Annotated in this window: 25 protein-coding genes; 6 read left to right on the top strand and 19 right to left on the bottom strand. The window is 46.8% G+C overall.

Annotated elements, in window-relative coordinates:
• Positions 1-45: 45 nt before the first annotated feature.
• The 15 genes from nrfD to P7M01_RS04175 form a co-directional block, all read right to left on the bottom strand.
• Positions 46-1008, bottom strand: coding sequence for a cytochrome c nitrite reductase subunit NrfD (gene nrfD / locus P7M01_RS04245; RefSeq protein ID WP_394853329.1), 963 nt, complete (start codon positions 1006-1008; stop codon positions 46-48).
• Positions 1008-1688 (bottom strand): cytochrome c nitrite reductase Fe-S protein, encoded by a 681-nt coding sequence (nrfC, locus tag P7M01_RS04240; protein WP_317480766.1) that lies wholly within the window; start codon positions 1686-1688, stop codon positions 1008-1010. Before nrfC ends, nrfD begins: the two co-directional genes overlap by 1 nt.
• Positions 1685-2326 (bottom strand): cytochrome c nitrite reductase pentaheme subunit, encoded by a 642-nt coding sequence (gene nrfB / locus P7M01_RS04235; protein WP_202936072.1) that lies wholly within the window; start codon positions 2324-2326, stop codon positions 1685-1687. The genes nrfC and nrfB overlap by 4 nt, the downstream gene beginning before the upstream one ends.
• 79 nt (positions 2327-2405) lie before the next feature.
• The gene (gene nrfA, locus P7M01_RS04230; RefSeq protein WP_317483269.1) at positions 2406-3929 is read right to left on the bottom strand and encodes an ammonia-forming nitrite reductase cytochrome c552 subunit; all 1524 of its coding nucleotides are present in this window, start codon (positions 3927-3929) and stop codon (positions 2406-2408) included.
• A 407-nt stretch (positions 3930-4336) separates the two neighbouring features.
• The gene (gene lipA, locus P7M01_RS04225) at positions 4337-5299 is read right to left on the bottom strand and encodes a lipoyl synthase (protein WP_317475951.1); all 963 of its coding nucleotides are present in this window, start codon (positions 5297-5299) and stop codon (positions 4337-4339) included.
• A gap of 33 nt (positions 5300-5332) precedes the next feature.
• Positions 5333-5995, bottom strand: coding sequence for a lipoyl(octanoyl) transferase LipB (gene lipB, locus P7M01_RS04220; protein WP_317476987.1), 663 nt, complete (start codon positions 5993-5995; stop codon positions 5333-5335).
• 5 nt (positions 5996-6000) lie between these two features.
• Entirely contained in the window at positions 6001-6297 is a 297-nt protein-coding gene (gene ybeD, locus P7M01_RS04215; protein ID WP_317476986.1) for a DUF493 family protein YbeD, read from the bottom strand.
• Positions 6298-6409: 112 nt separating this feature from the next.
• Complete coding sequence (locus P7M01_RS04210) at positions 6410-7597, bottom strand: serine hydrolase (protein ID WP_317483270.1); 1188 nt, start codon at positions 7595-7597, stop codon at positions 6410-6412.
• A 20-nt stretch (positions 7598-7617) separates the two neighbouring features.
• Positions 7618-8103, bottom strand: a complete 486-nt coding sequence (locus tag P7M01_RS04205; protein ID WP_202936078.1) for a septal ring lytic transglycosylase RlpA family protein — start codon at positions 8101-8103, stop codon at positions 7618-7620.
• Between the two features lie 75 nt (positions 8104-8178).
• Complete coding sequence (gene rodA, locus P7M01_RS04200; RefSeq protein WP_317475952.1) at positions 8179-9297, bottom strand: rod shape-determining protein RodA; 1119 nt, start codon at positions 9295-9297, stop codon at positions 8179-8181.
• 4 nt (positions 9298-9301) lie between these two features.
• On the bottom strand, positions 9302-11395 hold the full coding sequence (mrdA, locus tag P7M01_RS04195) for a penicillin-binding protein 2 (RefSeq protein ID WP_317480763.1): 2094 nt from the start codon (positions 11393-11395) through the stop codon (positions 9302-9304).
• 19 nt (positions 11396-11414) lie between these two features.
• Positions 11415-11882, bottom strand: a complete 468-nt coding sequence (gene rlmH, locus P7M01_RS04190; protein ID WP_202936080.1) for a 23S rRNA (pseudouridine(1915)-N(3))-methyltransferase RlmH — start codon at positions 11880-11882, stop codon at positions 11415-11417.
• Between the two features lie 36 nt (positions 11883-11918).
• The gene (gene rsfS / locus P7M01_RS04185; RefSeq protein ID WP_317476982.1) at positions 11919-12233 is read right to left on the bottom strand and encodes a ribosome silencing factor; all 315 of its coding nucleotides are present in this window, start codon (positions 12231-12233) and stop codon (positions 11919-11921) included.
• 40 nt (positions 12234-12273) lie between these two features.
• On the bottom strand, positions 12274-13119 hold the full coding sequence (locus P7M01_RS04180; protein ID WP_202936082.1) for a 23S rRNA (adenine(2030)-N(6))-methyltransferase RlmJ: 846 nt from the start codon (positions 13117-13119) through the stop codon (positions 12274-12276).
• Positions 13120-13191: 72 nt separating this feature from the next.
• Positions 13192-15780, bottom strand: a complete 2589-nt coding sequence (locus P7M01_RS04175) for a penicillin-binding protein 1A (protein WP_317483271.1) — start codon at positions 15778-15780, stop codon at positions 13192-13194.
• A gap of 129 nt (positions 15781-15909) precedes the next feature.
• Between P7M01_RS04175 and P7M01_RS04170 the strand changes: the two genes are divergently transcribed.
• The 6 genes from P7M01_RS04170 (at position 15910) to pfkA (ending at position 20813) form a co-directional block, all read left to right on the top strand.
• Positions 15910-16743: a competence protein ComA gene (locus P7M01_RS04170; protein WP_317483272.1), complete on the top strand. Its 834-nt coding sequence runs from the start codon at positions 15910-15912 to the stop codon at positions 16741-16743.
• A 6-nt stretch (positions 16744-16749) separates the two neighbouring features.
• Complete coding sequence (locus P7M01_RS04165) at positions 16750-17253, top strand: hypothetical protein (RefSeq protein WP_317483273.1); 504 nt, start codon at positions 16750-16752, stop codon at positions 17251-17253.
• Positions 17250-17834, top strand: a complete 585-nt coding sequence (locus P7M01_RS04160; protein ID WP_317483274.1) for a competence protein — start codon at positions 17250-17252, stop codon at positions 17832-17834. The genes P7M01_RS04165 and P7M01_RS04160 overlap by 4 nt, the downstream gene beginning before the upstream one ends.
• 2 nt (positions 17835-17836) lie before the next feature.
• Positions 17837-18223: a pilus assembly protein PilP gene (locus P7M01_RS04155; protein ID WP_317483275.1), complete on the top strand. Its 387-nt coding sequence runs from the start codon at positions 17837-17839 to the stop codon at positions 18221-18223.
• Between the two features lie 9 nt (positions 18224-18232).
• Positions 18233-19660, top strand: a complete 1428-nt coding sequence (locus P7M01_RS04150; RefSeq protein WP_317483276.1) for a type IV pilus secretin PilQ — start codon at positions 18233-18235, stop codon at positions 19658-19660.
• A gap of 187 nt (positions 19661-19847) precedes the next feature.
• Positions 19848-20813 (top strand): 6-phosphofructokinase, encoded by a 966-nt coding sequence (gene pfkA, locus P7M01_RS04145; protein WP_202936089.1) that lies wholly within the window; start codon positions 19848-19850, stop codon positions 20811-20813.
• A gap of 64 nt (positions 20814-20877) precedes the next feature.
• On the opposite strand, the gene purT is transcribed toward pfkA, so the two are convergent.
• The 4 genes from purT to P7M01_RS04125 form a co-directional block, all read right to left on the bottom strand.
• On the bottom strand, positions 20878-22059 hold the full coding sequence (purT, locus tag P7M01_RS04140) for a formate-dependent phosphoribosylglycinamide formyltransferase (protein WP_317483277.1): 1182 nt from the start codon (positions 22057-22059) through the stop codon (positions 20878-20880).
• 15 nt (positions 22060-22074) lie between these two features.
• A complete protein-coding gene (luxS, locus tag P7M01_RS04135; protein ID WP_317483278.1) occupies positions 22075-22581 on the bottom strand; it encodes an S-ribosylhomocysteine lyase in 507 nt (168 codons plus the stop codon).
• 230 nt (positions 22582-22811) lie between these two features.
• Positions 22812-23417: a sugar O-acetyltransferase gene (locus P7M01_RS04130; protein ID WP_317483279.1), complete on the bottom strand. Its 606-nt coding sequence runs from the start codon at positions 23415-23417 to the stop codon at positions 22812-22814.
• Complete coding sequence (locus P7M01_RS04125; protein WP_317476972.1) at positions 23414-24019, bottom strand: beta-phosphoglucomutase family hydrolase; 606 nt, start codon at positions 24017-24019, stop codon at positions 23414-23416. Before P7M01_RS04125 ends, P7M01_RS04130 begins: the two co-directional genes overlap by 4 nt.
• Positions 24020-24081: the final 62 nt, after the last annotated feature.

Here is a 24081-nt window from a genome sequence, read left to right as displayed (position 1 = left end):
ATAAAAAAGGGCGTTATGAAACGCCCTTATTTTACAATAAAAACCTTATTGCGCGATGGTTAATTGCCCTGCGTATAAAATAAAATAACGTAAGCATAAAACACCAATCAGGTCGAAAATAGACACTAAAATGATGAATTTAGCGTTATATTTAAATTTATCGCTGGCAAATAAATTCGCAACAAGCGGGATCAAAATACCAATCAACATTACCCCGATCCAGAAAACAGCTCCCCAGAATCCGGTTAATGCGTTATGTAACGACACCACTTTTTGACCGCCGCCGAAATATAGGCCCACAAAGAAACACACGATTAACCCTAACTCGGTCACCATGATCGGCACTTCGAATTTATGGATAAAGTGAACTTCGTGGCTGTCTCCTTTGATTTTACCGGCAAGTAAAATACACAAAAATGTGGCGGCGATACCGGACGACGTACCGGACGCCAGGAACAACGCCGGCAAAACCGGATTATTCAGCATCGGATAACTGATTAATGCGGAAAGTAAGAACCCCGTATAAGCGCCAAGTACGGCGGCCAGGACGAATAAAATCACTTCCGATGCGCCGAAAATCCATTCGATTTTTGTGATCATTGTGGTCACAAACCGAAGTTTCGGCACGAAACGTTTAATCAGTGCGTCAATTTCTTCTTTAAAGATAACGGCAATCCAAATTACCATGAATAACATGTAAACTTGAAATAGCATTACCCCCATCGACATTACCGAGTTGAACTGATAGTTAAACATCAATTTCCAGAATGTCCAAGGACGGGCCAAATGGAAAATCAACAAAGTTAAACCGATTAAAGTCGGAATCGTGCCTAAAAACGCCGCGCTACGGATAATCCAGTTTTCATTCGGTTTATCCAATTTATTACTACGACGGTAAGCAATCGCTAATTGCACGGCACCCGATGAAATCCCCAATAAGAAGAGATAAATGGCAATCGAGCTATCCCAAACGAGGTTCGGGGTTTGGAACGGTACATATTCATTCATTATCTATGTTCCCCCTTGCCAAATGGAATATGATATAAATTCGGTTCGGTACCCAGTTGTACTTTGGTACGGTAAACCGGATTTTCGCGAACTTTACGTGCAACGGCGCTGTTACTGTCGTTCATATCACCGAATGTTAACGCTTTGGTCGGGCAAGCTTCCACACAAGCCGGTTGTTTGCCTTTTGCCAGGTTGGTATCGCGACAGAAATTACATTTATCCGCCGTTTTATGCACAGGATGAATAAAACGGACGCGATACGGGCAAACGGCTACGCAATATTGACAACCTACGCAAAGATCCCGGTTCACATCAACAATACCGGTTGTCGGATCAATGTAAGAGGCGCCTGTCGGGCATACCGCTACGCAAGGTGCGTTAGTGCAATGCTGACAAGACTGGCGGAAAAATTCATATTCCTGATTCGGAAATTCGCCGATAGGCTCGCTACGGATAATTTCCAAACGAGAAACTCCTTCCGGCACTTGGTTGGTTTCGCGACAAGCTTCCATACACGCCGTGCAGCCGATACAGACGGATTCGTCATGTACCATTGCATAGCGCTTCGGTTTTTCCTGCTTTTCGCTTTCGCCTTGTGCCTTTAAACTAACTATTGTTCCCGTCGTAAGGATTAATGCTCCCACTCCGGAAACAAAGTTTCGGCGTGAGCAAGTTGTCATTGTTTATCCTTTTGTTCGGTCGTCATTTGTTGTGCGGCTTCTTTACGTTTACGTTGTTCGCCGTGACAATCAACACAGAGTTTTACGCGTTCTTTCGTTTTAATTTCTTTCATTGCTTCTTTTTCAGGATGCAATGTATGGCAAGACGCACACGGCAGTTTCATGGCGTGGACATCATGCGCCCAGAATTTTTCACGTAAATCTTTTGGTCGGTGGCAAGAGAAGCACACTTGATTCTGCTCTTCGGCTGTGTACATCGGTTTTTCATCACTGAAAATATCGCCGTCAAAACGCATGACGTCTTTCACACCTTTTCGGTGGTTTTCACTGATATTTCCGTGACAGCTTACACATGTAATCGGTTTGCCCGTCGCAGGATTTTCTTTGGTTAAATGCACACCGTGGAATTTCCCTGCGTGATTCGTCCCCACGGCCTGATCTTTCGCGACATCAAGATTATGACATTGCGCGCAATAATGATTAGGATCGCGCACGTTATCTAATTTCTGTTCAAAAGACGCAACCGGAGACTCTTGTTTTGCTTCAGTTTTCGCTTGCTCGGCTTGAACTGTTGTCGCAAATAGCATCACCCCGAATACGGCCGAGAGCTTTGCAAATTTTTTCAATACAGAGTTCATTTTCGTTACCTTAATCGTTTGATTGAAGTTACCGCACTTCAAAGCGCTTTTTAATGTCAAAGTGCGGTCGGTTTTTTCATTATTTTTCCGGTGTTGTCGGCGGTGGAGTTAAAATTAAACCTTTTTCAATCGCTTCTTTATTCCATTCCGGAATAACGGTTTTGATGAACTCTTCTTTGTCTTTACGTTCTTTTTCGATATCAATACCCATGACTTTCCAGGCTTTCTCAGCGGTTGAAATATCAGGATAATTGATAGGTTGTTGAACACCGTGTTTCGCTAAAATTACCGCTAATTTAGCACGCGCATCCGCCGCACGATCCAAACCGCCGGCAATAATTTTCAATGCTACATCCGGTGCGTGCATGTGCATACCGTGGCTGGCGGCTGCAAAATCCCAACGCCATTGCGCATGACGAATCGCTTGTAACGCGTCTTTCATTTCTTCTTTGGTCGCACCGGCATCCCAGGCGGCTTTTGCCTCAAAGTGCGCTTTCACGATTTGATCTTCAAGTTTAATCATAACTTCGCGAACATCGGCTTTATGCTGAGCAACCGTTTTCACTAACGTTTCCTGGCTTTGGTCATGGCAACGCGCGCAGGTATTTTGGAAATTATCCACGACCGGGTTGCCTACCACTTGGTGATCCGTAAAGACTTTGCCGTCTTTATCCTGTTTTTTCGCCATGTGGCAGTCGATACAAGTCACTCCGTTTTTACCGTGCGTGCCCATAGACCAGGCTTCAAAGTCAGGGTGCTGGGCTTTTAACATCGGCGCTTTTGAAATGGAATGCTCCCAATCTTTGAATTCGATTTCGTCATAGTATTTTTCAATACTGTCCACATCGCGACCTTTATACCATGGGAATACCACATTATTCACGCCGGTACTTTTATCGAAGTAATATTCAACGTGGCAGTTAGCACAAACACCGGCACGCTGATCGGTACGATCCGAAGTTGCAAAGGTTTTACCTACCGTATCCAACGCACGTAAAACATGAGGACGGGCAACGCGTAATGCCGGCTTGCCGTCTTTAAATTCTTGGGATTGCGTATCATGACAGTCCGCACAACCAATACTGTTTACCACTTCGGAACCGGCTTTTGCCCATTTACCGCTGAAATAGCCTTCTTCTCCCCATTCCGCAATTAAACGGGGAACATCAGGACCTTTACATGTCCAACAAGCCATCGCCTGAGGACCGTCGTTCGCATTTTTAGGCGCACCGGTACGTAAAATATTACGCACATCGGTCACAGCATAAAAATGACCGCGAGGAGAGTTAAATTCTTTCGCAAAGGCATAGCCGCCCCACATCACGATCATACGCGGATCATCCTCGACTTCGCGATGAAATTCCGTTTGGTCCGCCGTTTTTGCCCAGGTTTCATATTGACGAGGGAAATCTTTTGCAAATTTTTCGTTAACGGCATCAATCTTCAAATCGGGATTAGCTTTCGTTAATTCCGCTTGAGTCGGTGCGCGTTTGGCGGCCGTTTCAGGTAAAGGTTGTTGCAACTGCTGCGCTTTTTCATGTGTCGTTTTCGGATAATCTTCCGCTGATGCCGAATTTACCATTGCGAAACCTAAACCAATCATCGTTAATGATGATAGTGTTTTCTTGAGAATGTTCACGGTAATCACTCCATTAAAAAATTAATAACCAAGGTTATATTTTTATATACAAATTTTAGGTTTATTCAGGCTCACTTAATATAAATTATTCATATTTACATTAATTCACATGAATAAAATGAAAATTATTCGAGGGTAAAAATAACAAAATTAGTAAGGGTTTTCACGATTATTTAACAAAAGTTTGCGTTCGATCAAGGTTTTCTTAATACCATATATTTTCTAAGCTTATTAATGGGTTACAAATACCTAACAGTAGGTATAAAAATGAAAGTTTGATTAGCGTCACAAATTTCAAAATATAACTATAATAAGTTATTAACAAATAAAAAAACGGAGAACCGAAGTTCTCCGCTTTATTAAAATAATCATTATTTCACAAGCCCGCCGCTTGCCTGTAAATCTGCATGATAAGACGAACGCACAAAAGGTCCGCATGCCGCATGTTCAAATCCCATTGCCTCCGCTTTTTCGCGGAATTCGTCAAACTCCTCAGGCGGAACATAGCGTGCAACCGGCAAATGATGACGACTTGGTTGTAAATATTGCCCTAATGTCAGCATGGTTACGCCGTTGGCACGAAGATCGCGCATAACATTTAGAATTTCTTCATTACTTTCGCCTAATCCCACCATTAAACCGGATTTAGTCGGAATATGAGGGAACATAGTTTTAAATTCACGCAATAACTTCAGTGACCACTCATAATCCGCACCGGGGCGGATTTCACGATACAAACGGGGCACATTTTCCAAATTGTGATTAAAAACATCCGGCGGATTATCTTTCAGTTTTTCTAATGCCAGCTCAATGCGTCCGCGAAAATCAGGTACCAGAATCTCAATTTTAATACCCGGATTTAAAGCGCGAATTTCCCGCACGCAATCCGCAAAATGCCCGGCGCCGCGATCCGGTAAATCATCACGGTCTACCGAGGTAATCACCACATATTTAAGTTTCATATCCTGAATGGTTTCCGCCAGTTTTTTCGGTTCTTCCGGATCCGGTGGGAGCGGTTTTCCGTGCGCAACATCACAAAACGGACAACGACGGGTACAAATCGCCCCTAAAATCATAAATGTTGCGGTCCCGTGATTAAAACATTCGTGCAAATTCGGGCATGACGCCTCTTCACACACGGAATGCAATCCATGGCGACGCATTCCGTTCTTAATGCTATCGATTTTGGCCGAACTGGCGGGCAGTTTAATTTTCATCCATGAAGGTTTTTGCAATAATTCCCGATCAGGATCGATATTAGTCACTTTAATGATTGAAGTTTTTGCGGCATCGCGATATTTCACGCCGCGTTCCATTTTAAATGGCGTACCCATAAATTTTCCTAAATTATAAAAAAAGTTGAAATGTTAAAATTTTGTTGCATTATACCCCAAAATTTCAGCAAAGTGTGTAACTAATTTAGGCGATACTTTATCGCAATCCGCTTCGTCGTTTTCAACAAAATCAGCTAACTGACACATTTCAAGTCCGGCATAACCGCAAGGATTAATATGATGAAACGGGCTTAAATCCATATTGATATTCAGCGCCAGTCCGTGAAACGAACAACCGCGACGAATACGCAATCCCAGTGAACAAATTTTCTTCTCTTTTCCGTCCGCTTGCACATAAACGCCCGGCGCATCGGTTTTCGGATACGAATCTATACCGTAATCCGCCAGCGTTTTAACTACGGATTGTTCAAGTGCGGTCACTAATTGACGCACATTTAAATTCTGTCCGTAAGCTTTATGGCGTTTAATATCAATCAGGACATACATAATTTGCTGCCCTAAACCGTGATAAGTAATCTGCCCGCCGCGATCGGATTGCACCACGGGAATAGCGGTCGGGTTAAGCAAATGTTCCGGCTTTCCCGCCTGTCCTTGGGTGAACACCGAAGGATGCTGCACCAGCCAGATTTCATCGGGCGTATTTTCATCTCGCCGATCGGTGAAATCCTGCATTTGTTGCCAAACCTGATTATAATCCCGCACGCCGAGCCGGCGGACAATTAACGGCATATTCATTACTGTTATAACACCATTCTCACGCCTTCAATTTTGGCAAGCTCGGCGTAAAGGGTTTCAATCTGTTCGATATTAACGGCCAGAATTTCAATCGAAACGGAATTATATGTTCCCTTCGCGCTGCGTTGTTGAGTCGGGCTGTAATCTCCTTTTGCATGAATCTGTGTTACCGCAATAACGTCGTCTACCAAATCATCACGATGCGCGCCCACCACTTTAAACGTAAACGGGCATGGAAATTGCAATAAATCTTTCAGTTTCGCTTGCGGTACATCTTGTAAATTAATCATTTTCTGCGTCATAAAATCACCTCAAAACAGATAAAAAAATCACCGCACTTTTACATAAAAAGTGCGGTCGTTTTTTGCTTCATTTTTTTAATGACAAATGGTGTCGGATATCAGCATTTCAAGGCTAGTCAAACAAACTTTTTATCGTTAAGACCAACCAGTCCCAACCTTTACCGATAAACCCGGCTTCGCCTACGTCTTTCATCACTTGCAAATCCAGATTCGCCACGTCTTTTCCGTCCAAACTATAAACCACTTTGCCTACGGTTTGTCCTTTCGCTAACGGCGCTTCCAAATGTTTCGTCGTAAATTCCATCCGCGCTTTTAAATCCGCCTGACGGCCTTTCGGCACCGTAATAAAACCGTCCTGCAACACACCGACCGCAACCTCGCCGTCTTCACCGTAATAAACCGGCTGTTCGCCCACGGCTTTACCGGCTTCTAATGTTTTGAACGTATCAAAACTGTTAAAGCCCCATTGCAGCAATTTTTTACTTTCCACTTCGCGGCCTTTATAAGTCGGCACGCCCATCACCACGGAAACCAAACGCATATTATTAGCATTAGTTGCGGAAGCCACTAAATTGTAGCCAGCCTGACTGGTATGACCGGTCTTCATGCCGTCTACATTCATGCTTTTATCCCACAACAAGCCGTTACGGTTAGGTTGTTTGATTTTGTTGAAAGTAAAATCCTTTTCCGCATAAATTTTATATTCTTCGGGCAAATCATGAATAATCCGGATGCCGATTAACGCCATATCCCGCGCAGAAGAATACTGATTCGGATCATCCAAACCGTGCGGCGTGGTGAAATGGGTATTTTTTAACCCGAATTGCTGCACATATTTATTCATTAATACCACGAATTGCTCGGTGGAACCCGAAACATGCTCGGCTAACGCTACACAGGCGTCATTACCGGAAACCACAATAACGCCGCGGTTTAAATCCGAAACCGAAACCTGTTGATTCAGATTCAGGAACATTTTTGACGAGTCCGGGAAATTTTTACCCCAAGAACTCTCACCGATAGTGACTTGATCATTCGGGTGAATTTTACCCTGTTTAATCGCATCGCCCACCACATAACTGGTCATCATTTTGGTTAAAGATGCCGGATACTGGCGTTGATCGGGATTTAATGCCGCCAGCACCGCACCCGAATTATAATCCATCAAAATATATGTTTGTGCGTTTAACTGAGGCGGAGTAATACCGTATTGAGCGTCTTCGGCTGAAACGGCAAATGCCGTTGCCATTAAACCGGCGGTTAACGCAATTTTTGTTTTTTTAAGGGTTGCTGATAACATCTCTGTATTTACGATCCTGATTAATTTTTAACAATATGTAATTTTTCAATTTTCACATTCCCGACGCCGGAATTGAGCATACCCAAATCGGAAGCGGCGGCACGGGATAAATCGATAATTCGGGAACCGTGATAAGGCCCTCGGTCATTAATTTTCACCACCACTTTTCGGTTATTACGCAAATTCGTGACTAAGGCGTAAGAACCCAAAGGCAGGCTGCGATGTGCCGCAGTGTATTCGCGGGAATTATAAACTTCTCCGCTTGCCGTGCGGCGACCATTAAATTTGTTGTGATAATAACTCGCTCGCCCGTTTTTGCTGTAATGAGCGGCGGAACCGGATTTGGTCGAATAAGTTTTTCCCTCTACTTCGTAAAGGGGATGATTAATGCTTTGGTATTGATGAATCGTTTGTCTCTTCACCACTTTTCTCGCTTCCGCCGACGAAGTACAGCCGGTCAAAAATAACGCTAAAAGTGCGGTCAAAATAATCTTAAATTTCATCATAATTAAATTCTCAAGTTGTCCTAAGTGCCAACGAATAAATCAAAAATCCGTTAACTAAGAGTAAAAAAATACTGATTAGTTCCCTTGGGAATAGAGAGAACGCTTATGAGTGTGGATTGACATAATCAATCCGAACCCCGCCATGAGCGCCACAAATGACGTACCGCCATAGCTCACCATCGGTAACGGCACACCGACGACCGGTAAAATGCCGCTCACCATACCGATATTAACAAATAAATACACGAAGAAAATTAATGTCAGCGCACCGGTTAAAATACGACCAAATGCCGTTTGCGCCTGAACGCCAATCATTAATCCACGGATAATAATAAAAAAATACAGCAATAACAGAATAATAACGCCTATCAATCCGTGTTCTTCGCTTAATACGGCAAAAATAAAGTCCGTATGCGGCTCCGGCAGAAATTCAAGCTGGGATTGCGTTCCCAACATCCAACCTTTACCCATTAAGCCGCCTGAGCCGATAGCAATTTTCGATTGCAAAATATGATACCCCGCACCCAGCGGATCTTTCTCCGGATCAAGCAGGGTTAACACCCGGGTGCGTTGATAATCATGCATCAGATAAAACCACATCACCGGAATAAAAGCGGTCAGCCCGACCACCGCAATGCCAATCAGCCACCAGCTCATGCCTGCTAAAAATACCACAAATATTCCCGAAGCACTAACTAAAATTGATGTGCCCAAGTCCGGCTGGATAGCCACCAGCAAAGTCGGCACGATGATTAATCCCAGGGAAATCATCGTATCTGCCAGGGTCGGCGGTAACGAACGATTACCCAAATAAACCGCAACCATCAGCGGTACGGCCAATTTTACAATCTCCGAAGGCTGGAACCGAACAATACCGAGATCAAGCCAGCGTTGCGCTCCTTTGCTCGTTGTCCCCACCGCATCCACCAATATCAATAAAATAATACCGACGATAAACAAATAAGGCGCAATACGTTGATAAAACCGCGGCGGAAATTGCGCCATCACAATCATCACGACGAATCCCAAAACCACCTGAATCACACGGCTGCGGAACATCGCTTCGCTGGCGCCGGACGCACTGTAAAGCACAATCAAACCGTAGCCCGTAATCGCCAATAAACCAATCAACAACCAAAAATCCAGGTGCATTTTGCCCCAAAGGTTGGATAATAAAGATTTTTTCTCGTCCATTTCTCTATTCCGCCGGTTTAGGTTCGCTCAACGGGGCATTTTGCTGTATGTCGTTTTGTTCCTGCAAGATAACCGGGATATTCTCTTCAAAATCTTGCTCATTTTCGACCGCACTTTCATCCCCGTTGTTGGAAGCCGGTAAGTTTTCCGTTTCGTCAGGGACTTCGTTCGGCACCACGCCGCCATTTTCCGTCTGTTCTTCCGCTTTCATCAATTCAGGCAAACGTTTATTCAGATAAAAATCCATAATTTGACGCACTACGGGCGCCGCATTACTGGAACCGCCGCCCGCATTTTCCAGGATAATCGACACGATTAACTTCGGATTTTCATAAGGCGCAAACGCCGTGAACCAGGCGTGATCATGCAGGAATTTTTTTAAATTGGCCGCGTTGTATTTTTGCCCTTCTTTCAAACTGAATACCTGCGCCGTGCCCGATTTCCCCGCCGCCACGTAAGATGCGCCGGCAAACGCTTTGCGCCCGGTACCGCCCGCACCGTTAATCACGCCGTACATCCCGCGTTTAGCCGCGCTCCAGGCCTCCGCTTTCGGTTCCTGAATATCTTCGTACAACAACGGATCCTTATAAGGTTCCACCGTAGAACCGCGCGATTCTTTCATTAAATGAGGCGTGTTCACTTTACCGTTGTTCACTAAAATCGCCGTCGCTTTCGCCAGCTGTAACGGCGTCGCGGTCCAATAACCTTGACCGATGCCCACCGGGATCGTATCTCCCATCACCCAGGTTTTTTTATAGCGTTTTTGTTTCCACTCCCGCGTCGGCATGATGCCCGGCGTATCTTCGTGAATATCCACGCCTGTGGGCATACCGAAACCGAAACGCTTCATCCAGTCGGCTAACCGGTCAATGCCCATACGATAAGCCACCGTATAAAAATAAGTATCGGAGGATTCGGTAATCGCCTTTTGCAAGTTGGTCGGACCGTGCCCCGATTTTTTCCAGTCGCGAAAGCGTTTGGTGCTGTTCGGCAACTGCCAATAGCCCGGATCGGAAATCGTCATGCCCGGCGTAATCACACCTTCCGTTAACGCCGACACCGCAATAAACGGTTTTACGGTGGAAGCCGGCGGATAAGCCCCTTGTGTTACGCGGTTATACAACGGACGGTTTTCATCGTTCAGTAAACGACGGTAATCCGCCCCCGAAATACCGCCCACAAACAGATTGTTATCATAACTCGGGCTGGAGACCATGGCTAAAATGCTGCTGTCTTTCGGATCCAACACCACAACCGCCCCTTTCTGATCGCCCAAAAGCTGCATAATAAACTGCTGCAACGGCAAATCGAGCGTCAAATAAATACTTTTGCCGGCAATGGGCGGCTGTTCGCTTAATTTACGAATCACTTTGCCGCGGTTATTGATTTCAACCTGCTCAAATCCCGCCTGCCCGTGTAATTGTTCCTCATAATAACGTTCGATACCCAACTTACCGATATCCGTTGTGCCCGCATAAGCCGTTTCTTTTTCGGCGTTTTTCAGGCGTTCGGCATCCTTATCGTTAATTTTCGCCACATAACCCAAAATATGCGTGAGCGGTTCGCCGTAAATATAATGACGTTTAAAATAAGGGCGCACGTCTAAACTCGGATAATTGTACTGATTAACGGCAAATCTGGCGATTTGTTCTTCCGTTAAATCGGGTTTCAGCAAAATCGGCGTATAACGGGAAGAGCGACGGCGCTCTTTCTTAAATTGTTCGATATCCTTATCGGTTAACCCCACCACCTCGCGCAATTCGTCAAAAGTGCGGTCAAGATTTTCCACTTTTTCCGGCACGATATACAAACCGAAAAATGTCAGATTTTCCGCCAACAACGTACCGGAACGATCATAAATCAGTCCACGGGTCGGCGGAACCGGCAATAATTTAATGCGGTTACCGTTTGAGCGGGTTTGATATTTATCGAAATCAACAATTTGTAAATGATATAAATTCACCAACAAAACCGCCGTAAGCACCAACGTACCCACAAAGGCCACCAATGCGCGGCGTGCGAACAGATTTCGCTCCGCTTGGTTGTCGCGAATCGGTTCGTGAGTTGGCGGCGAAAGCAATTTTCTCAGAAACTTCATAAAGTTATGCTATTTTTAATCATTCACGGTGATAAGGATGATTGGTTGTGAGCGACCACGCGCGATACAGGCTTTCCGCCACAACGACGCGCACCAACGGATGCGGCAAAGTCAACGGCGAAAGCGACCAGCTTTGTTCCGCCGCCGCTTTACATTCCGGCGACAGCCCTTCCGGCCCGCCGATTAACAAACACAGATCGCGACCGTCGTTTTTCCAGGCTTCTAACTGTTGCGCCAACTGCTGGGTCGTCCAAGGTTTGCCCGGAATATCCAGCGTCACAATTTTATTTTTACCGCAAGCCGCCAGCATGGCCTTGCCTTCCTGTTCCAGAATACGGGCGATATCGGCGTTTTTGCCGCGTTTACCGGCGGCAATCTCGATTAATTCAAACGGCATATCTTTCGGAAAACGGCGTTGATATTCTTCGAATCCCGTTTTCACCCAGGCCGGCATTTTTGTGCCTACGGCAATCAGCTGAATTTTCATAAAAGTGCGGTCGATTTTTCTCGAGTTTTTTGGAAATTAAGCCCAAAGTTTTTCGAGCTGATACATTTCCCGGCTTTCGCGCTGCATGATATGCACCATCGCCTGCCCGAAATCGACTACCACCCAGTCGGCTGTGGCTTTGCCTTCCTGGCCGAAAGTGTCAAATCCCGCCAGCTTGCTTTCGTCGACTAATTTTTGCGCTAAAGACGCCACATGGCGGCTTGAGGTGCCGGTACAAATAATCATGTTATCCGTCACGGAGGATTTGCCCCGCACATCGATGGTTAAAATATCGGCGGCCTTTAAATCGTCCAGTTTTTCGGTTAAAAATTTCGTTAATGCGGTTGTCATTCTCTTTCCTTTAAAAAGCCTGAATTTTATCACAAATTTTCTATTCCGGGGTAATCCAGTTCAGCGACCATTTTCCCGTGCCTGCCGGCACCAGCACTTCGGTTAAGTACGGCAGAATCGACTTCATTTGCGTTTCCAGCTGCCACGGCGGGTTGATGACAATCATACCGCTCGCCGTCATGCCGCGCTGATCGGAATCGGGCCGAACCGCCAGTTCGATTTGCAAAATTTTGCGGATACCGCTTCGCTCCAGACCGCGTACAATACGCTTCGTCTGTTGGCGCAGCACAACGGGATACCAAACGGCATAAACGCCGGTGGCGAAACGTTTATAACCTTCTTCAACGGCTTGCACCACCAAATCGTAATCCTCTTTTAATTCATAAGGCGGGTCGATCAACACCAGGCCACGGCGTTCTTTCGGCGGCAGCGTGGCTTTCAGCTGTTGGAAACCGTCGTCACGTTTGGTGACGACATTGGCATATTCCTTAAAATTATTACGCAACAGCGGAAAATCCGAAGGATGCAATTCCGTTAGCAACGCGCGATCCTGCGGGCGCAGTAATTGGGCCGCAATCAACGGCGAACCGGCGTAATAACGCAGCGCTTTCCCACCGTAATTCAGCCGCTTAATCTGATCCACATAACGTTTTACTTCCGGCGGCAAATCATTCCGTTCCCATAAACGGGCAATTCCTTCTTCAAATTCCGCCGTTTTTTCCGCTTCATCGCCGAACAGACGGTAACGACCGACGCCGGCGTGCGTATCAAGATAATAAAAACCTTTTTCTTTGAGTTGAAGATTCTCGATAATCAGCATTAGCACGATATGTTTCAGCACATCCGCATGATTGCCGGCATGAAAGCTGTGGCGATAACTCAACATAATATTTCCTTATAAAAAACAATGGAAAAACCGACCGCACTTTCCCAAGTGCGGTCGATTTTCGAAGAGATTTTAGAATAATTCCTGTTGCGAACCGTCCGGCGCTTTACCGAGGCGTTCCTGCAGCGCAGGCGGTACATAATAAGCCGGACCGGCTTTTTCCTGTACGTAAACCCGTTTCGGTTCGGTGCCGACGATGAAATATTCGGTGCGACCGCCGTCGGCGGACAACAATCCAGAACCGATATCAATTTTCTTCTCGACAATATTTTTCGGAATCGGCAATACACGTTCCGGCACATCGGCAAGCGCTTGTTTCATATAGGCAATCCAGGCCGGCATGGCGGCCGTAGCACCCGCTTCATGTCTGCCTAAATTCCGTTTATTATCGTCAAAACCGATATAAACGGTTGTGGTCAGATTGGCGCCGAAACCGGCATACCACGCCACTTTCGAATTGTTGGTGGTACCGGTTTTACCGCCGACGTCCGCCCGTTTGATCTGACTGCCCATGCGCCAGCTGGTACCTTTCCAGTTTAATCCTTGCTCGCCGTAAATCGCCGTATTCAACGCGCTGCGGATTAAAAACGCCAATTCGCCGCTGATCACGCGAGGCGCGTATTCCACGGTGGAATGATCCGATTTCCCTTGCGCCATTAAATTCAAATCCGTTTCCTTGATTTGACCGTCTTTGGTTTGGATTTCCGGATCTTCCGTCGGCTCGGCGGCTTCGTCAATTTCTTCGCCGTTACCGGCGTCCGCCGTATTCTTTAACGGCACATTGGCGGCGGCATCGGCAACGGAAGCTTGGAATCCGTCGATTTTTTCATTGGTTGAAGAATAAACCGTCGGAATATCGTCACAAGTCGGGCAGGCGATTTTCGGATTCGCCACAAAAATTTCTTTGCCGGTATTGTCCAGGATTTTATTGATGATAAACGGATCAATTAAAAACCCGCCGTTATCAAACACCGCGTATCCGCGCGCCATTTCGAGCGGAGTAAAGGACGCCGCACCTAACGCCAGGGCTTCGCTGGCAAAATATTGATCGCGTTTAAAGCCGAAACGCTGTAAAAATTCTGCGGTGAACGGAATTCCCGTCATCTGCATGGCTTTCACTACAATCATATTTTTAGATTGCCCCAAGGCCACACGTAAACGCATCGGGCCGTCATAGCGATCCGGCGAATTTTTCGGACGCCACGGCTCCTGTCCCGGTTTATTAATCACGATCGGGCTATCCTGCAACACGCTGGAAAGCGTCAGCCCTTTTTCCAATGCCGCCGCATAAATGAACGGTTTAATGGATGAACCGACCTGCACCAAAGATTGAGTGGCGCGGTTAAATTTACTCTGTTCAAAACTGAATCCGCCGACAATCGCTTCAATCGCACCGTTATCGGAATTGAGCGAAACCAGCGCAGAATTGACTTCCGGCAGTTGTCCCAGCGTCCAATTGCCGTCCTCAAGCTGACGAATCCAGATTTGCTCGCCCGCCCGCACGCCTTTGCTTCCGGCGAAACGAAGTGCGGGAGAATTTAGCGTCATTTTTTCACCCGAAGCCCGCATCACTTCCGCACCGCTTTTATTCACGGCTAACACCGCGGCCGGAACAAACGGCGCCGCATTCGGTAATTTCTGTAAAAACTCGGTGATTTTACCTTCGCTCCAAGCTTCTTCGCCTTTCTTCCAAAGCGCGGCGGCACCGCGATAACCGTGGCGCATATCATAAGCAATGATATTCTGAATCACCGCATTCTGGGCATTCGTCTGAGCTTGCGAGGAAACGGTGGTATAAACCTGATAGCCGCTGTTATAGGCATTTTCCTCGCCGTAACGTTTAACCATTTCCAAACGGACCATTTCCGTCACATAATCGGCACGGAATTCCAGTTGTGCGCCGTGATAGCGGGACACGATCGGCTCTTTAATCGCCGCCTCGTATTCCTCCCGCGTGATATGGCGCATTTCAAGCATACGTCCCAACACGACGTTACGACGTTCTTCCGCGCGTTTTACCGAATACAGCGGATTCATCGTAGACGGCGCTTTCGGCAAGCCCGCAATCACCGCCATTTCGGATAAAGTTAAATCCTTCAAATCTTTACCGAAATAAGTTTTCGCCGCGGCCACGACGCCGTAAGAACGATAGCCAAAATAAATTTTATTCAGGTAAAGCTCTAAAATTTCATTTTTACTCAAGGTGTTTTCAATATCGATCGCCAAAACCGCTTCTTTGGCTTTGCGGATAATCGTTTTTTCGTTAGTTAAAAAGAAGTTACGGGCAAGCTGTTGAGTGATGGTGCTCGCGCCCTGTGAAGCGCCGCGGTTGGCAATCGCCACGCGAATCGCACGGATAATTCCCACCGGATCGACGCCGTGATGATCGTAAAAACGGCTGTCTTCCGTATCTAAAACCGCATCAATTAAACGTTTCGGCACATCTTCCAGTTTCACCGGAATACGACGTTGTTCCCCCACTTCCCCCATTAATTTACCGTCTGCGGTATAAATCTGCATAGGTTGTTGCAGAGTCACGGTTTTCAGGCTTTCTACATTCGGTAAATCCGCCTTGATTTTGGCGTAAAACAAACCTGCCGCCACACAACATAAGATAATGATGGTTAACAAGGTACTTAAAATTAATTTTGCGATCTTCATTCCAGAATTCACTCTTGAGTAATGCGTTGGATTTTAATTTACGGAATACTGCCCCAATCCGATTTGGGCGTAAGTATATAGATTTTAGAGCCGTTAAGCGAAAGAAAATTCATTTTGAAGGAAAATTTCATGTCGGGAAAAACACAAAAATATCAGGCGACAATTCAAATTGGCGTGTGGAAACGGGGAGAGATCTGGGAAGCGGTTTGGTTTTCACCGAATCAGGAAGAAATCCGACCGCACTTTACACGCACGGAAGAATTTCTAACCGGTTGGCTGATTCAACATTTTGGCATGCAAAAACGCCCGCTGAGATTCAATTACATCGTCAGCTTATTACCCAATCACATTTGGTGCAAAACCCTGATTCTGCCGCAGGTTTTAAATGCTCAGGAATGCGAACAGCAGATTACGGCGATCATCGAAAAAGAATTGCCGTTGCCCTTGGATCAACTGTGGTTCGATTACCGTTCGGAAATGTTGAAACAAGGCATGAAACTGGAAATTTCCGTAGTGATTCAAGAAACGGCGAAAGACTGGCTGGAGCAATACGCGCCGCTGTCCGTTTCCGTACTCGATAACACCGCGCACGCCGTTTTTCGCGCCTTTCGTTATCTCAAACCTGAAATGCCGAAAAATACGTTGTATCTCTACCATGACGAAAATTTCTGTCTCGCATTGCAGGAAAGCGCACAGGAATTCCACGTATTACAACAGCAAAACATGCCCGCGGAACAGCTGATTCGGCGCTTTACAGAACGCTATCAAACCGAAATCGAGCAAATTTGTATTTATCGGCGAACGGCGGATAGCGAACAGAACCTGGAACTTCCCAAAAGTGCGGTCAAAAATCATCACGTTTTTGCAAATGCCGTTTATCTTTCCACGGAGTTGCCTTTTATCGCGCTGGGAAACGCCCTTTGGCGGACGGACTTGCATCAACACACAATCAAAAACGGTTAACCGATAATGAATTTACTGCCCTGGCGATTAACCGCTCACCGGCAACGAAGCCGGCAGGCTTTCAGGCGTTTTATTTTGGTGCTGGGAACATCCCTGGCGGCTTATATCGCATTGTGGCAGGTTAATCTTCGCAGTGAAAGCGAGTTAAACCGCATACAAGCCGAACTCGAACAAATGAACCAAAAACTACCGGCGCTGATTGCGCAGGTGCGGCGACAACAGCAGCATCTCACGCAAAAGGAAAACAGTAAACCCGTTGCCCGGGTGCAAATTCAACAAACCATGGATTTATTACAACAGCTGCCTTTCATTCAAGGAGAATTATCCGATTTTACTCTTGACGCGGAACAAATCAGGTTAAAAGGCAAGGCGCAAGATCAGCGGGAATTTGAACAAATTCAACAATTTCTGAATGATTTACCGGCTCTGAAGACCGAATTGCAACAATTTTTACCGCAACAAAACGAACTGCAATTTGAGTTTTATCTTTCCAAGGAAAACGCATCATGATAAATCGCTACTTTCACCGTATCGACACCCGCAACGGCCAATGGCAATATTTTTCCCGGCCCTATAATTCCTGGGGAAAATGGGCTTCATTCACGCCGCTAAAACAATACTTCGGATTGCTTTTGCCGTTCGCATTCCTGTTGAGTTTTCCCGCCCATCAATATTGGCAAAACCAGAATACTTTGGCGGAAAATTTTGCCGAATTACAACGGAAACGGCAGCAATTGGATCACCAGTCACGGCTGCTGGCAGTTTTGCAGCAAAAGGCGCAACGCCATCTCAGCCAGGCCATGACGGCAAAATTGGCGTCAATTCATCAGCAAATTCAGTCGCTTGCCGCCGATTTATCGCTCACTCATTCTCAATGGCAACTGCAAGGGACGCCCGCCCTGGATCTGAAAATTCAAGGACATTTCGCCGAAATTCAACAATTTTTGACCGCACTTTTACGGCAAATTCCCGAATTGGCGTTGCTCAGCTGGCATATTCGGAAAAACGATGAAACCGATAATGCCGAAACCGACAGCCATTTTTCCGTCGAAAGCAGTCTGTCGTTCCAGCTTCAAATTGACAAGGAGTAATCATGTATCGTTTAAGCCTTTTCCTTTTCATTTTTGTTGTAAGCTCGGCTTATGGCGCGGATCCCTTTGATAAAAACCGTCGTACCGAAGCTCATCGGGCGCAACCTCATCCGGTTACCGCAACGCCGAATCAAACCTGTCATTCCGGGAATGAAATTATTGCCGAAAACATAAATTTTAAACGGCTTAAACTGGTGGGTCTGTTATCGGAAAAAGATCGGCCGCAAGCATTATTTCAAACCGATGAAAAGCAAATTTTCATGGTTAAAGAGCAGGATTTTATCGCGCAGGAGCGATTGCAAATTCAGCAAATCGGAAAAAACGCCGTTCACTTTAATCAGTGGAAACTCGATTGCCATAAACCCGAACGGCTAACCTTGAAATTTTAGGAGAAAAACATGAAATCTTGGGGCGATTTTACGGTAAAGTGCGGTCTGTTTTTGATGAGTTTTTTAGCATCGGTTCAGGCGCTATCCGCAGACAACCGCGTTTTTTCCATCCGTTTACAACAAGCTCCCTTAGTGGCGACCCTGCAACAGCTGGCGCTGGAACTGGACGCCAATTTAATCATTGACGACGAGCTGGAAGGCACGTTATCCCTCAAATTGGACAATACCGATTTGGCTCAGTTACTGCGTTCGGTAGCGAAAATCAAACAACTGGATTTTTGGCAAGAAAACGGCATTTACTACCTTAACCGAAAAAATTCATCCTCCTCGGAAAGCGCGGATTTCAACACGCCGGATGCCGCCGATATTCCCATTACGCCGGCAGAACCGAAGTTAGAAACCGTTACCGTCAAACTGCATTACGCCAAAGCGTCGGAAGTAATGAAATCGCTTACCGCCGGCAACGGCGCGTTAGTCAGCGATATTGGGCGGTTAACCTTTGACGATCGCAGCAATCAACTGATCATTCAGGACGATAAACAATCCATTCGCAATATCAAAAAACTGATCGCCGAACTGGACAAACCTATCGAGCAAATCGCCATCGAGGCGCGCATTGTCACCATGAACGACGAAAGCCTGAAAGAACTCGGCGTACGCTGGGGCATGTTCGAACCGACGGCGGGAGCGCATAAAGTCAGCGGCAGCCTGGCAGCCAACGGATTCGCCGATATCACGAACAACCTCAACGTAAATTTTGCCACCGCCACTATGCCCGCCGGTTCCGTCGCATTACAAGTGGCTAAAATCAACGGACGCCTGTTAGATCTGGAATTAACCGCTCTGGAACAGGAAAAAAACGTGGAAATCATCGCCAGTCCGCGCTTGCTTACCACCAACAAAAAATCCGCCAGTATTAAACAAGGTACGGAAATTCCTTATGTCGTCACCAACGGCAAAAATGACACGCAATCGGTGGAATTCCGTGAAGCGGTATTAGGGCTGGAAGTGACACCGCATATTTCGCAAAACAACGCCATTTTAATGGATTTAATCGTCAGCCAAAATTCGCCGGGCAACCGCGTTTCGTATGGAGAAAACAGCGAAGTCGTCTCCATCGACAAACAGGAAATTCAAACCCAGGTGTTCGCCAAAGACGGCGAAACCATTGTGCTGGGCGGCGTATTTCACGATACCGTAACCAAAGGCAACAATAAAGTGCCGGTTCTCGGCGACATTCCCGTTATCAAGCATCTGTTCAGCAATGACAGCGAACGCCGCCAGAAACGGGAGCTGGTTATTTTCGTCACGCCGCACATTTTGAAAAACGGCGAAACACTGGAACGATTAAAACACAAAAACGGCTTACAAAACCGCAAACCGTCGCCCGTTCGGGACAAAACGCCGCCAAATCGGCAATCGACAAAAATCTCGTAAAAAGTGCGGGCAAAAAATGACGAATTTTACGCTATTCAATCACAGGCTAACAATTCGTGAAAAAATCCTAAATTAGATCAATTTTTGGCGGATTTACCAAAAAATTAGTAGAGCCCCGTGCGTTCTTGGTGTAATCTTACGGGCGTTTCTCAATTTCAATATTTTTAAAATTAAAAGGGTAAATTCCATGATCAAAAAAATTGCAGTCTTAACAAGTGGCGGTGACGCGCCGGGAATGAATGCCGCAATTCGTGCCGTGGTACGTGCGGGATTATCCGAAGGCTTAGAAGTTTACGGTGTATTCGACGGTTACCAAGGACTTTACGAAAACCGTATCGAACAACTTTCGCGTTACAGCGTGTCCGATGTCATCAACCGCGGCGGCACATTTTTAGGTTCCGCCCGCTTCCCGGAATTCAAACAACCGGAAGTGCGGTCAAAATGCGCCGAAGTTTTGCATTCGCGCGGCATCGACGCCTTAGTGGTGATCGGCGGTGACGGTTCCTACACCGGCGCAAAATTATTGACGGAAGAACACGGTTTCCCTTGCATCGGCTTACCGGGCACAATCGACAACGATATTCCTGGCACCGACTACACCATCGGTTATCAAACCGCATTGGAGACCGCCGTTGACGCTATCGACCGGCTACGCGACACCAGCGGTTCTCACCACCGTATTTCCATCGTGGAAATCATGGGACGTCACTGCAGCGACTTAACCATTTGTGCGGCAATCGCCGGCGGTTGCGAATACATCGTCGCGCCGGAAGTCGGATTCAATCAGGAAGAATTAATTCAGCAAATCGAGCGTAGCCTTGCCAACGGCAAACGTCATGCGATTATCGCCATCACCGAATTGGTGACGGACGTACACAAATTAGCCAAGGAAATTGAAGCGCGCGTGGGCAACGAAACCCGTGCGACCGTGTTAGGCCACGTACAACGCGGCGGTTCGCCTTGCGCTTTCGACCGTATTTTGGCCTCCCGTATGGGCGTATACGCAGTAGAATTATTGCTGCAAGGCGAAAAAGGTCGTTGTGTGGGCATTCAGCAGGAAAAACTGGTGCATCACGACATCATCGAAGCCATCGACAGTATGCGCCGTCCGTTTAAATCGGATTACCTGGAAGTTTCCAAAAAATTATTCTAACGGCGGAAGTACAAACAAAAAAGTGCGGTCAAATTTGACCGCACTTTTCGTTGAACCGAACTTGCTACAATAAAATCCGTAACTGCGCGTAAGCCCGCGACGCTTTTTCCAAGGCTTTTTCCACAGAGATATCACGGCTCAAGATAACCGCCATACGACGATGGCCGTCTACCTCGCCTTTACCGAAAATGCGTAAATCCGTATCGGCTTCCGCCAGCACTTTGTCCAGATTGGCGAATTGAACCTGATTGGATTTTCCTTCCACCACCACGGCTTTAGAAGCCGCCGGGCCAATCAAATTAACAGAAGGAATCGGCAAACCTAAAATCGCACGCGCATGTAAAGCGAATTCGGACAGCTCCTGCGAAATCAGAGTAACCATGCCCGTATCATGCGGTCGCGGCGACACTTCGTTGAAAATCACGTCATCACCGCATACGAACATTTCCACCCCGAAAATACCGCGTCCGCCCAATGCCGCGGTGATTTTTCCCGCCACATCCTGTGCTTTTTTCAATGCGACTTCAGACATTGCCTGCGGCTGCCAGGATTCGCGGTAATCGCCGTTTTCCTGACGGTGCCCGATAGGCGCCAAAAACGAAGTGCCGCCAAGATGCCGCACGGTAAGCAAGGTGATTTCATAATCAAATTTCACAAAACCTTCCACGATAACACGCCCCGCACCGGCGCGTCCGCCTTCCTGCGCATAATGCCAGGCGCGTTCCACATCCGCTAAAGATTTGATTACCGACTGCCCGTGCCCGGAAGATGACATAATCGGTTTCACCACGCAGGGAACGCCGATTTTTTCCACCGCACGTTGAAAATCCGCGAAATTATCCACAAACCGATAGGGCGAAGTGGGCAGCCCCAATTCTTCCGCCGCCAAACGGCGGATGCCTTCGCGATTCATGGTCAATTTTGTGGCTTTCGCCGTCGGCACCACGGTAAAACCTTCCTGTTCCAGTTCAACCAAAGTATCCGTGGCAATGGCTTCCACTTCCGGAACGATATAATCGGGACGTTCTTTTTCCACCAACGCACGTAATGCCGCACCGTCTAACATAGAAATCGTATAAGCGCGGTGAGCGACCTGTTGGGCGGGAGCGTTCTCGTAACGATCCACCGCAATCACTTCCACGCCGAGGCGCATTAATTCAATCGCCACTTCTTTACCCAATTCACCCGCGCCGAGTAACATTACCTTCGTCGCCTTGGCGGTTAACGCCGTACCAATTGTCGTCATGTTGTCACTCCTTCGTTATTCGGCCAGTAAAGATTCGTCTAACAACAACGCTTCATTTTTATTGACGCCGATACCGCTCGCAATCACATGTTGCGCCGTCGCCTGCGCGTCGTCGAGCGAATGTTCGGTGAAAGTGCCGCATTGATAAATATTCAATTCCGGAATATGGCTTTGATCCCGTACGTTCAGAACATCATGCATTGCCGCCAGCCATGCGTCCGCTACTCGTTGTTCGTCCGGCATGCCGATCAGCGACATATAAAAACCGGTGCGGCAGCCCATCGGTGAAATGTCGATAATTTCCACATCGGCGCCGTTCAAATGTTCACGCATAAAGCCGGCAAACAAATGTTCAAGGGTATGAATGCCTTTAGGCGACATTATTTCTTTGTTCGGTACACAAAAACGCAAATCAAAAACCGTGATAGAATCTCCTTTCGGCGTCATCATCGTTTTTGCGATGCGCACAGCCGGCGCCTGCATTTTGGTGTGATCAACTTTAAAGCTATCTAATAAAGGCATAAAAATTCCTCAAAAAAATTTGAACTTAATAAAAACCCGCCTGTCCTAGAATACAAGCAACTTGCAGTTGTGATTAATAATAAAAAAATTGGTTCCTTAGGTTATATTCACCGCTCAATCTCGCAAGAGAAAGGGCGGTTTTTTTATCCTGCGGATTTCACATAAACGCTGAGAAATACCCGGATAAACATGTTCCGCAGGCAATGGTCCGCAAAAGTGCGGTCAAAAAATCAATCGTTTTTCATGTACGTTGTCAGATAAAATTGACGATCCGCATCGGTAATTTCCCGCAATACGCGACAAGGATTTCCCACGGCCAAACTGTTGGCGGGAATATCTTTGGTGACAACCGCCCCTGCGCCAATCACCGTATTATCGCCGACGGTGACGCCGGCCAAAATGGTCACGCTGCCGCCGACCCACACGCTATTTCCGATGATAATTTTTCGTCCGTGCTCCCAGCCTTCATTACGAAGCGATACGTCAAGAGGATGATCCACCGTGTATAAACTCACATTCGGACCGAACAACACATTATCGCCGATACGGATTCCGCCGGTATCCAGCATGATACATCCGACGTTGGCAAAAAAATTTTCGCCCACTTCGATTTGAAATCCATAATCGCAAAAAAACGGTGAATTTACTTTGATAGTCTGACCGGTTTTACCCAGAATCTTCTTGATTAACGCCGTTTTTTTCGCTTTTTCCGAAGGTCGCAGCAGATTATTATAATCGAACAACATTTCACGGCAGTGTAAGCGCAAATCGGACAAATCCGGTTCGGCGGCAAGATGCGCGAATCCCTCCCGCATTAACATCAACTGCGTCGTCATTTCGCACCTCGGGTTAGCGTTTTGGTACGCACGTCAAACACATCCATACCGCCGTTCAATGCGGCTTGCACGCCAAGATCCGCATCTTCAAATACCAGACAGGCTTGCGGACGAACGCCCACTTTTTCCGCACATTTCAGAAAAGTTTCCGGATCAGGCTTATGCGCGCTGACTTCGTCGGCATCGACAATGGCATTAAAATAACGGCGTAATTCGAATTTATCCAGCAACATATTCACCATATTACGGTGAGAACCGGTGCCAAGCGCCATCGCGCGTCGCCCCAGATTGGCTTTCACAATATCAAAGGTCGGCAATAAAGTCGCATTCAGTTCAACCATTTCAAAACCGAACTGACGTTTTAAACGAATGACTTCATCCAATAAATCCATCGGAATACCGTAACGACTGCAGGTTTCCCGCGCAATAGTACGCACCGGCGCGCCGCCCAGCTCGTACATAATATCACCGGTAATGGGATAGCCTAATTGACGCCCAACCTTTTCCCAGGCTTTGGCATGGCTCGGCATTGTGTCGATAAGCGTGCCGTCCATATCGAAAATTAAGGCGTCATATTGATTAATAACGGATTGATCTAACATTTTGATTCCCGATATTCCTTCTAAACTAATAAAGTGCGGTCACAAAAAGCAACGCTTTTTGA

It is taken from the genome of Exercitatus varius, assembly GCF_029577735.1.
In the GTDB taxonomy this organism is placed as follows: Bacteria; Pseudomonadota; Gammaproteobacteria; order Enterobacterales; family Pasteurellaceae; genus Exercitatus; species Exercitatus varius.
The sequence above is the reverse complement of the archived record's forward strand: the minus strand, read 5'-3'. Positions and strand labels throughout refer to the sequence as shown.